At 30.0% G+C, this 8733-nt stretch carries 12 protein-coding genes; all 12 read right to left on the bottom strand.

Going from position 1 to position 8733, the window contains the following annotated elements:
* Positions 1-559 precede the first annotated feature (559 nt).
* Positions 560-859, bottom strand: coding sequence for a hypothetical protein (locus ODR02_RS23490; RefSeq protein ID WP_309513755.1), 300 nt, complete (start codon positions 857-859; stop codon positions 560-562).
* An 81-nt stretch (positions 860-940) separates the two neighbouring features.
* On the bottom strand, positions 941-1714 hold the full coding sequence (locus ODR02_RS23485) for a GLPGLI family protein (protein ID WP_309513754.1): 774 nt from the start codon (positions 1712-1714) through the stop codon (positions 941-943).
* A gap of 191 nt (positions 1715-1905) precedes the next feature.
* Positions 1906-2175 (bottom strand): hypothetical protein, encoded by a 270-nt coding sequence (locus ODR02_RS23480; protein ID WP_309513753.1) that lies wholly within the window; start codon positions 2173-2175, stop codon positions 1906-1908.
* A complete protein-coding gene (locus ODR02_RS23475) occupies positions 2156-2401 on the bottom strand; it encodes a hypothetical protein (protein WP_309513752.1) in 246 nt (81 codons plus the stop codon). Before ODR02_RS23475 ends, ODR02_RS23480 begins: the two co-directional genes overlap by 20 nt.
* Before the next feature lie 457 nt (positions 2402-2858).
* Complete coding sequence (locus ODR02_RS23470) at positions 2859-3989, bottom strand: replication initiation protein (protein ID WP_309513751.1); 1131 nt, start codon at positions 3987-3989, stop codon at positions 2859-2861.
* Between the two features lies 1 nt (position 3990).
* Entirely contained in the window at positions 3991-4245 is a 255-nt protein-coding gene (locus ODR02_RS23465; RefSeq protein ID WP_309513750.1) for a hypothetical protein, read from the bottom strand.
* Between the two features lies 1 nt (position 4246).
* Positions 4247-4585 (bottom strand): hypothetical protein, encoded by a 339-nt coding sequence (locus ODR02_RS23460; RefSeq protein WP_309513749.1) that lies wholly within the window; start codon positions 4583-4585, stop codon positions 4247-4249.
* Between the two features lie 322 nt (positions 4586-4907).
* Positions 4908-5411, bottom strand: coding sequence for a hypothetical protein (locus ODR02_RS23455; RefSeq protein WP_309513748.1), 504 nt, complete (start codon positions 5409-5411; stop codon positions 4908-4910).
* Positions 5401-6162, bottom strand: a complete 762-nt coding sequence (locus ODR02_RS23450) for a ParA family protein (RefSeq protein WP_309513747.1) — start codon at positions 6160-6162, stop codon at positions 5401-5403. Before ODR02_RS23450 ends, ODR02_RS23455 begins: the two co-directional genes overlap by 11 nt.
* Before the next feature lie 106 nt (positions 6163-6268).
* Positions 6269-6646: a hypothetical protein gene (locus ODR02_RS23445; RefSeq protein ID WP_309513746.1), complete on the bottom strand. Its 378-nt coding sequence runs from the start codon at positions 6644-6646 to the stop codon at positions 6269-6271.
* 93 nt (positions 6647-6739) lie between these two features.
* Positions 6740-7150 carry a hypothetical protein gene (locus tag ODR02_RS23440; RefSeq protein WP_309513745.1) on the bottom strand — a complete coding sequence of 137 codons (411 nt, stop codon included), beginning with the start codon at positions 7148-7150 and terminating at the stop codon, positions 6740-6742.
* Positions 7151-7377: 227 nt separating this feature from the next.
* Positions 7378-8328 (bottom strand): zincin-like metallopeptidase domain-containing protein, encoded by a 951-nt coding sequence (locus ODR02_RS23435; RefSeq protein ID WP_331835790.1) that lies wholly within the window; start codon positions 8326-8328, stop codon positions 7378-7380.
* Between the last annotated feature and the right edge of the window lie 405 nt (positions 8329-8733).

Here is an 8733-nt window from a genome sequence, read left to right as displayed (position 1 = left end):
ATAAACATGGAGTGTTTGACTATAATAAAAAAGAATCCCTAGCAAACAAAACAAACTAGGGATTCAATGATAACACTTCATTTTTAGGGAAAAACACCAATCTACATTCTAATAATAATCTATTTTACTAATATCTTTTTCCTCAATTTTAAAAAGCAAACAAGCTAAATGAAACATTGTTTTCGCTTGATATTCTTGCTTTAACTGATTTATATATTTTTCGACTGAACTAAGAGAATTAGGCTTTATGTTAGCATTCTTCAAACTGTCGGAAATTTCCTTTTGAGAAAACCCAGATCTAAGAAGTTGAATAATTGTAAACTTAAATTCCATGGTTCAAAAATAGAAACAAAGAATGTAAGATAATTACGGATTTCCGTAAAGGAGAAATTTAAATATTAATATATTTGTTGTAGTACTCAGGTTTTTATTGAAGAGTATTTCATGGTTATTAGTTTTTATCCTCGCTAAAGCGGGGATTTTGTATGTATAACCAGATCGAACTGAAAAAAAAAGGAGTGTCTAAAAACACCCCTAAATTATTATAATAAATATCAAATTAGCAATCTCCATAAGTAGAATTTACAGCAAAAGCTAGCTCTCTAATAAATCCCGGACTTCCATCTGCATTATCAGATTGAAAAAATACAGTATTAGTTCCTCCACATGCATTTTGATAAGAAACTGACCACCAAGCAAAGAAAGCTGTTAAAGCTTGTTTTTGTTCTTTTGTTAATTCTTTAACTTCAGCAATCTGAGTAGTTTTTTCTTCTGAAGTTTTTACTTTTACTTCTTCTTTAGTACTTGCGAAAGTAAGGCAGGATAGAAGCAAAGCTCCTGTAAAAAATAATTTTTTCATAATTAATATTTTTATTGTTAATGAGTGTTAAATTTATAAAATAATCTCAAACTACCAAATTAATTTTTATTAAAAAATTAATCAATCTAAGAAAGTATTAATTTTTTTAATTCTTTCAGTAAGCATTTTAGTTTTATCATTTCCATTTTCATCTAAAACCTTTAAATTTCCATTGTACATGGAAGGATTTTCAGAATAATTTTTTCTTGCTTCTAAGAACTGTTTTTTAGATTTTGCTTTTATATCATCCCCATAGCTTAAAGGTTCGATTTTTTCTTCAGACTTTTTAATTTCTGTAGCATAAATTTCTATGGTTTTAGTTTTATTGTAAACTTCCAATATTAACCCTGAAAGTCCTTTGAACCTGAACGGACCATCTGATATAGGAATATCAGGAGTAAACCAAGCGAAAAAAGTATCTCCGGTATCAGTTATTGTTTTAGCTAATCTTACTTTATAACCTTTTAAATTTTTTACATCTTCTAAAATCTGCCATTGTAATTTTGGTTCTTCAAAAGTGAAAACATATTTTCCTACTGGTAAAGATGCTGTAAGAGTTTCACTATCTTTGTATACACTTGCTACAGATTTAGGATATTTAGGAATTGCCCCGAATGAAGTATTAATTTTTTGGGTGGACGTTCCATTGTAAAAAGCTTTTGCTTCTCTATTAAAATAAACTGATTGTTTATTATTACAAAGCAGAGTAGAAGCGAAATAAGAGACCTTATCTCTACTCAAACTGTCGGAAATTAATTTAGTTTCATATTCTATTTCCATCACTGCTTTATTCTCCTGAGCTGATAAATTTAAACTGTAAGATGCTATAATAAAGCAAAATAATTTCTTTTTCATAATATTTGTTTATTTAATTGGTATTCTGTATTTTATATTTTCAAACTAAACATAATAGGGAATTATGAGATTTTTCCCGTTTTCGGTTATGTGTGATTTTCAAGCATTTAGCCCGTGGCGCTCTTCGGAGCTTGCGGAATTTACAAAAAATCCTGTTTCCTACTGAAAAATTCATAGTTTAAACTAACAATTTAGTTGTAAATCTCGTAAACTATTGTAAACGTTTTTTTATTCATTACGCTAATTTCTACGACATTAAAAGTAGTAACGTAGTTTACCAGTTCTGCTGTGTCTCTCCTGAATAATTCCAGAGTATTGGTATTTACAGATTTATAAATACCGAGTTCTATATGAATGATCAGCTTTCCATCTCCGATACGTACTTCTACTTTGTCTCTACCATACAGAGAAAAATATTTTTCTGCAATGGGCTGGATCTGTTCAATTAATTTTTCTTTCATTTTTAATTTCTTTTATAGATTTTATATTCCATTTAAAGAAGATCACGCCAGCACCTGTTCCTCTGTAAGCTATAAGACCTTCAGTTAAAGAATCTTGTACTATTGAATTTTTCTCTTTTACTTCATAGTATTTCTTAGTTCCGAAATTAATCATTACTGCATCCACCGTAAAAAATACGAATAACATCAAAGCAATAATAGCGGGGATATTTTTTTTTCTTAGCATAATTTTTCTTTTTTAGCGCAACTTTTTTCTTTTATAGACAGCATCTATTAAAAATTTTGTAGATGTTTTTTCCGACTATAAAACCTTGTCCGAAAGGACAAATAAAAGCTCGTGAGCTGAAAGCGAACACCTTTTAAAGGCGTTAGCCGACTATAACAATTGTTTTATAAACCAAAAGCCTAATCTTGCATGTGCTTTATCGCCTCTGGGAAATACTATGAATAAAGGATCTACAGAAATCTCTACGGACATGAATCCTTTTTATCTACGGACATGAATCCTTAATGATCTTTTAATCCTACGGACATGAATCCTTAATCAAAGTAATTTTCCCACGGACGTGAATACTTAACATAAACGGACATGAATCCTTAAAAAGCGTACATCAATACTTATACTACGGACATGAATCCTTAAAAAGCGTACATCAATACTTATACTACGGACATGAATCCTTTTATTTCTTTAAAAAGTCAGCAAAAACGGTTTCATAGAGGAACCCTGCTAAATTCTTAATTTCATTATTAGTAGACAAATCAAAGAAAACCCTTCCATAAGGCCCTTTTTTATGCCCTATTTTCTCTTTAAAAGAATTATACATATTTTGATAGCCTATTCTATTTAAAAGGAAAAATACTTGGCTTTCTGTAAGTCCAAAACTCACGAAGTAGTTAAAGCACGTTTTTTCCTCTTCAGACATATTATCTTTATTTAATTTCTTTTTAAAGGTAAATCTCAAAGAAGTAACTTTATTACCAGTTTTTAGGGCTTCATAACCAAGGTTAGTTATATCTAATTTTGAATTATTGTTAATCTCATTAACTGCAATATCTAAGAATTTTCTTTTAAAATCATAATAAGCAGGTAACCTCTCTACTTTTTCTATATTATTATTTTCTTCTTTACTGAAAATAAGGCTCAACTGTTCTGCTTCAGGAGTGATTTGTTTATCTTTAATTTTTATGCTAATAAATCCCAAAGCTAACTTTAAATCAAAAAGAGTGATTTTCATCCATCCTTTAGATTTGAATTGTGAAAGCATTTCAAAAAGTTTTTTCTGAGAAGCAGAGTTAAGAGAAGCTACATTTGTTTCAATTTGAGTAAAACCCTTTCCGGAGTTTTTCTTTTTATAATCCGGAAGAAATAATTTACTTTTTTCTACATATTCAGACAAAGCCTTTTCATACAGGAAAATCACACCAAATTCAGCTAATTTGACTTCTAGTTCATTAGGTGATTTTGGATTAAAAGTAACATTATCTATAAGGTTAAAAATAACATATTGTCCAGTAAATTGATTTCTAAAAGATCCTTTCATTGTTATTAACCCTTCCAGAATTTTCTTCGTTTCTTCCAAAGAATAAAAGTTATTTTTCTTTACATCCTTATAAGTCAGAAATTTTTCAAAATCAATTATTATTTTATCTGTTGGATTTTCTGAATGATAATCAATATTTTGCATAATAAAATATAATGCATCTTTTTGGACTTCAGTCATGTTTAAAAAAACGCTTGTAGTCAAAAAATTTGCCTGTTTGATATAGTTTCCGATTATCATTCCGGATTCCAATATTTCTTCTTCTTCCATTTTAATTTTTACTAAAAGGTTTATAATTAAATTTAATCACTGGATTATCTTTGTCAAAAATCTGATGGTAACTATCCGGGTTAGAAAAATAATCTTGTTTTTTAATATAGATCTTGATCCAAAGCCAATCCTTGTTTTTTCCTGAAAGATAGCTTGCAAGTTTCGCAGGTTCCCAAACTTTATTATACCAAACTGTTTTTTTAGCTTCTTTATCGTAGACAACACAAAAGAAACCTTTGCTCTCTGTAGTTTTCATATTATTTTTTTTTGGTGTAGAAATAATTAATAGTTTCCGGTTCTAAGCTCACTCCTGTATCAGCAAAGCTGGAAAAAGCTTCAAATCTGTCTTTATCATGTTTATCAGCTATCTTTTCTAATAAACGGTAAAACCTTTCTTTTTTTCCGTTTTCTAAATTAGAAGCTAATCCAGTTTTAAGATTTACTACTTCGTAATCAACTAGTTGTTGAAAATCACTTTTTCTAAAGTAATAAAGTATTTTTCTTATATCTTCTTCATCTTCAATCAACCATTCTTCTTGTATTTTGAGCCTTCCTTTATTAAGGATCGCAAAAGATGTTATGAATATGTAATTCATAATAAATAAATTTATATATTTGTGTTAGGAAAAAACATCTATAATAGATGTAGGGCGCTACTTGTTGGCGCTCTTTTTTATTTCTGTATTTCCTTTGTTATTATTAAAATCAAACTTCGGCTTTATAAAATTAAAAGCCATTATCACTAAAAACAAGGCTACAAAGCCAATTATCACCGTAGCGCATCCTATATTCAAGGTCTGTAAAAAACAGCCTTCTCCTTTAGGTTTTATTGGATTTATTGGATGTCCGCAACTAGGGCACGACTCCGCTTTATTTGAAATCCTTTTTTCACATTCTGGGCAACTGACTAACATAATCTTATTTTTTATTAATCTTGAATTTCATTTCAAGGTGTTCTATTAAGAGAGCTAAAAATTCTTCTTTTGTATACCTAGCCCCTCCTTTTTGTCGATCAAAAATGAAATTGTATATAAAGTTAATATCACTCTCACTAAGGGTAAAAGAGGTATTACTTATTATTACAGCCGGATCTCTTTTTTCTCCTCTTCCCCTTTTTGTTGGAATTTCAACGTCTTCCGGTCTTTGGGGAATATTTGGGAAAGTTTCTTTTAATAACTGTAACCCTTCTCTTACAACATCACTATCACTATACAGGTGATTAGATGGATTATCCTCTATTTTAAAGATCCTGAACTTTTTTATATAGTGTATCAATTCTTTGTTTACCCTGAAGGAAAAAATTATATTATTCTCTGTCGAATATTCTTTTTCTTTTTCCTTCATAATCTCTGCATTCTTCTGCAAAGAAGATCCTGCATTCTTTAGATTTGATAAACCTTTAATTCTGGGCTTATTTTCCATTTATTTTAATTTTACTTAGTAATTCATCTGTAAGTTTTCTATAATCCATAGAAACGGGCGAAAACGGCTTTAAAAATACGGCTGATTCTCCCATGTTAACACTGGTACGTATGAAAGCATTTTTTCTTACATAACTTTTAAACAGAAGATCTGCTATTTCACTTTCTGCAAGTTCTCTGTAAGCTTCTTTAAAATCTCTCGTATTCTCTTCCACTCTTGTGAAGAAAAATCCCAAATATTGAGCATTTAATTTATCTGTCTGCTGAAGTTTATCCAGTGTGATAATTAAAGCCGTAAGCCCATCAAGAGTAAAGGGATCATAATCTACCGGAGATATAATAAAGTCCGAAGAAAAAACAGCGATCTCCCCAAACCCCAAATCTTCATTAATTGGCTTTGGGGCACAATCAATAAGACAAAAGTCAAAATTTTTTTCTACTTTCTTCAGAGCTTTTTTAAGGCTATCTCTTTTTAGACCTTTTGTAATTAAATTTTGGCTTCCGGCAATAACAGAAATATTCTGATCCTTTCCCCTTAAAGCATATCGGGGGGATTCTGTTGAATGTAAAAATTCCTCTATATTATACTCAGTTTCCGGATCAACGCTATAGCCTAAAGATAGATTGCATTGTGTATCAAAATCAATTACTAAAACTTTATAGCCTAGCTCTGCTAGGATTCCGGATATATTTACCGTGCTGGTTGTTTTGGCAACCCCACCTTTTTGTATAAAAATTGATATGGTTTTCATTTATTTTGGATTTTTTGATATTTAAATATTTTTAGTTCGTTAATTTCTTCCGGATCTTGAACCGGGCCTGAGCTGCAGCTCACATTTTAACGAACTATTTTTTGTTTTAATTCAATTCATTTATAAAGTTCTCAGAGACTTTTAAAGTCTCCTTAATATTGTCTATTTGTGTTAAAGTTTCATTCTCTGCTATTTCAAGAGTTTTTCTTATACCTTTGATTTGCGAAAGCATTTCAAATTTGTGCCCTTTTAAAGTCTCCAGCTTTTTATCTTTAGATTTAATAATCCCCTGAAGCTTTTTTATTTCATCATCCAGCCTTTTATTTTCCTCTAATAATGGAAAGTGTTGGGCTAGAATTCTTAATACTGCTTCACCATTGTTGGTAATGTTTAGATGATGCAATATTTTTTCAAAGTTTTCTTTATCCTTTTCTGTTAAGCCTTTTACATATATAACATCAGGACGGTAGTTTGTTCTTGCCATGTATGCTTATTTTAAGAAATTTTAGTTCGCTAAATTTTAGAACCTGGTTTGCGATATCGCCAGATCTGGAATTCTTTTAACGAACTAAAAGATTTATTTTTTCTTATTGATATAATTAAAAATTATTTCGGAATTTTCCGCATCTAAGTTGCCTATGAACTGCATCCAAGCCTTTGTATTATCGTCATAATCTCTTTTATAGCCTTCTTTTTTATTCAGCAGATGCGAAAGCATTGAAGGGCTTACTTTATCTTTAAAAATATCTTCGACAAGATCAATATTATTATTGTCTACGAAATTTAAAATTGTGTGCATGATGATAGATTTCATATTATTATTTTTTTGGTAATGATCAATTTTTAAAACAGCTTTGATAAAATCTAAATCTGTGATTGTACTACATAAATCTATTTCATCCAGATTAAAACCGTTATTTTTCAATATATATACTGCCGTTTTTATTGGCATCTCTAATATTATTTCTACTTCAATTTGTGATTTCATAATAATGTTTTTCAAATATACTAAAATATTTAATTAGTTAATATAATTAATATAATTATTTATAACTTTTCTATGCACATAGTTAGGAAAATACCTAATAATAAAAGTATTACTCCTGTTACAGGGCTTAAAAAATCTGTTTGGGGCTTTACTGAATTTTTCATATTTATAAGATTTATTTAGTTAATATAATAATATATAGCCCTCATTAAGAGGGCTTTTTGTGTTTAGAGATTTTCTAAGAATTTTTTAGCTTTTTTAGATTCGATAAAAGCCTTTCTGATTGCAGTTTCTCGGTCCTGACTGTTATGATCTGCCCAGCTTTTAAGGTAACGAACTGAATTTATAAACTCATTCAAAATACCGAACTGTAAGCAATTAAGCATTGCGCCCATTTCTGCTATAAGCTCTTCAAAAGAATAACTTTCTTTGTCCTTGTGACCTTTCATAACTCTGTCAAGTCGCTGAGCGTTGCCCGTCCAGTGTATAATTTCGTGAAATAATACAGAGTAAAATTTTGATGTGCTTACAAAATATTTTCTTTCTGGCATAAAAACGTAATCCATAGCAGGCGAATAATACGCTATTGTTCCGTTTCCGAACCTTAAATCAAGGTCACCATTCAGGATAATATTTGAAATAAATTTTTCGCAGTTTTGAAGCTCTTCAACTTCGTTCTCTTCAGGAAGATCATCTACAATATCTAAATTAAGATCTGCAAGATTCTCGATGAACTGAGAATTAAAAACGGTGTAAGTTTTTAAGCAAGGTATTTTGTCAACTTGTTTTAACTGTTCTGCTGACATTTCTCTTACCTGCTCAGAAGTGTAATTTTTTCCAGTTTCTTTATGTTTATATACATAGCTGAAAAATTCAATTACGCATCCTTTTGCGCCTTTCTGAAGCTTACCCCCAGCCTTAGCAATACTGCTAAAAGTAGCATATCTGGCAGAAGTAAATCCGTTTGCTATTGTATCTAAAAATAAGGCTACAATATTAAATCCTTTGTAATTTTTTCCCGTAAATAGATTAGATGGAAAAACATCTCCTATATCTGTATAATTTTCCCAATCTCCGGCATTTACTTTATCAAGATTTTCTAAAATTTTACTGATAAATTTATCTTGTTTAGGTTCTGTTTTGTTCGCTGATTTTGTTCTATAAGTTGTTGTTTTCATAATAATTAAAATATTTATTTAGTTAATATAGTTAATAAAAAGAAATTTAAATTTTATTGCTTAGGCATATGAGGACACGAGTCTTTTTCTCGTGGTGAAGTTCTGATATGAAAGCATAATTTGTTTTGTGTTTTTGGGTTTTAATCGTAGATGTCAAAGAACTCTGTTTCTTTCTTGCTTCGTATAAATTGAGGTGATCGTCTTTTCTATGCCCTACTAATGAAATCTTTCAGGGAATAAAAATGGAGTGGCGAAGCCATTGGGTGTTTTGCGTAGAAATTTTGGGTGGGTTTGCGAAAAATTTTTGTCGGAGCCTGCCGGAGCAAAAAATTTTCGTGGATTCCCAAAAATTCTATTAGCTGAAAAATTTGTTTCACTGAAATATTTCACCTTTGCATAAGAAAA

The sequence above is a fragment of the Chryseobacterium sp. CFS2 genome, from assembly GCF_036543225.1.
GTDB classification, from domain to species: Bacteria; Bacteroidota; Bacteroidia; order Flavobacteriales; family Weeksellaceae; genus Chryseobacterium; species Chryseobacterium culicis_A.
Note: the sequence above shows the minus strand (reverse complement) of the source record. Positions and strands in the feature narration are given on the sequence as shown.

What these genes read in the sequence shown, in the direction of transcription:
- ODR02_RS23465 (WP_309513750.1), bottom strand. Translation starts at nt 4,245, where the DNA reads ATGAAAACTACAGAGAGCAAAGGTTTCTTTTGTGTTGTCTACGATAAA.
- ODR02_RS23460 (WP_309513749.1), bottom strand. Translation starts at nt 4,585, where the DNA reads ATGAATTACATATTCATAACATCTTTTGCGATCCTTAATAAAGGAAGG.
- ODR02_RS23490 (WP_309513755.1), bottom strand. Translation starts at nt 859, where the DNA reads ATGAAAAAATTATTTTTTACAGGAGCTTTGCTTCTATCCTGCCTTACT.
- ODR02_RS23450 (WP_309513747.1), bottom strand. Translation starts at nt 6,162, where the DNA reads ATGAAAACCATATCAATTTTTATACAAAAAGGTGGGGTTGCCAAAACA.
- ODR02_RS23470 (WP_309513751.1), bottom strand. Translation starts at nt 3,989, where the DNA reads ATGGAAGAAGAAGAAATATTGGAATCCGGAATGATAATCGGAAACTAT.
- ODR02_RS23480 (WP_309513753.1), bottom strand. Translation starts at nt 2,175, where the DNA reads ATGAAAGAAAAATTAATTGAACAGATCCAGCCCATTGCAGAAAAATAT.
- ODR02_RS23485 (WP_309513754.1), bottom strand. Translation starts at nt 1,714, where the DNA reads ATGAAAAAGAAATTATTTTGCTTTATTATAGCATCTTACAGTTTAAAT.
- ODR02_RS23440 (WP_309513745.1), bottom strand. Translation starts at nt 7,150, where the DNA reads ATGAAATCACAAATTGAAGTAGAAATAATATTAGAGATGCCAATAAAA.
- ODR02_RS23435 (WP_331835790.1), bottom strand. Translation starts at nt 8,328, where the DNA reads ATGAAAACAACAACTTATAGAACAAAATCAGCGAACAAAACAGAACCT.
- ODR02_RS23455 (WP_309513748.1), bottom strand. Translation starts at nt 5,411, where the DNA reads ATGGAAAATAAGCCCAGAATTAAAGGTTTATCAAATCTAAAGAATGCA.
- ODR02_RS23445 (WP_309513746.1), bottom strand. Translation starts at nt 6,646, where the DNA reads ATGGCAAGAACAAACTACCGTCCTGATGTTATATATGTAAAAGGCTTA.
- ODR02_RS23475 (WP_309513752.1), bottom strand. Translation starts at nt 2,401, where the DNA reads ATGCTAAGAAAAAAAAATATCCCCGCTATTATTGCTTTGATGTTATTC.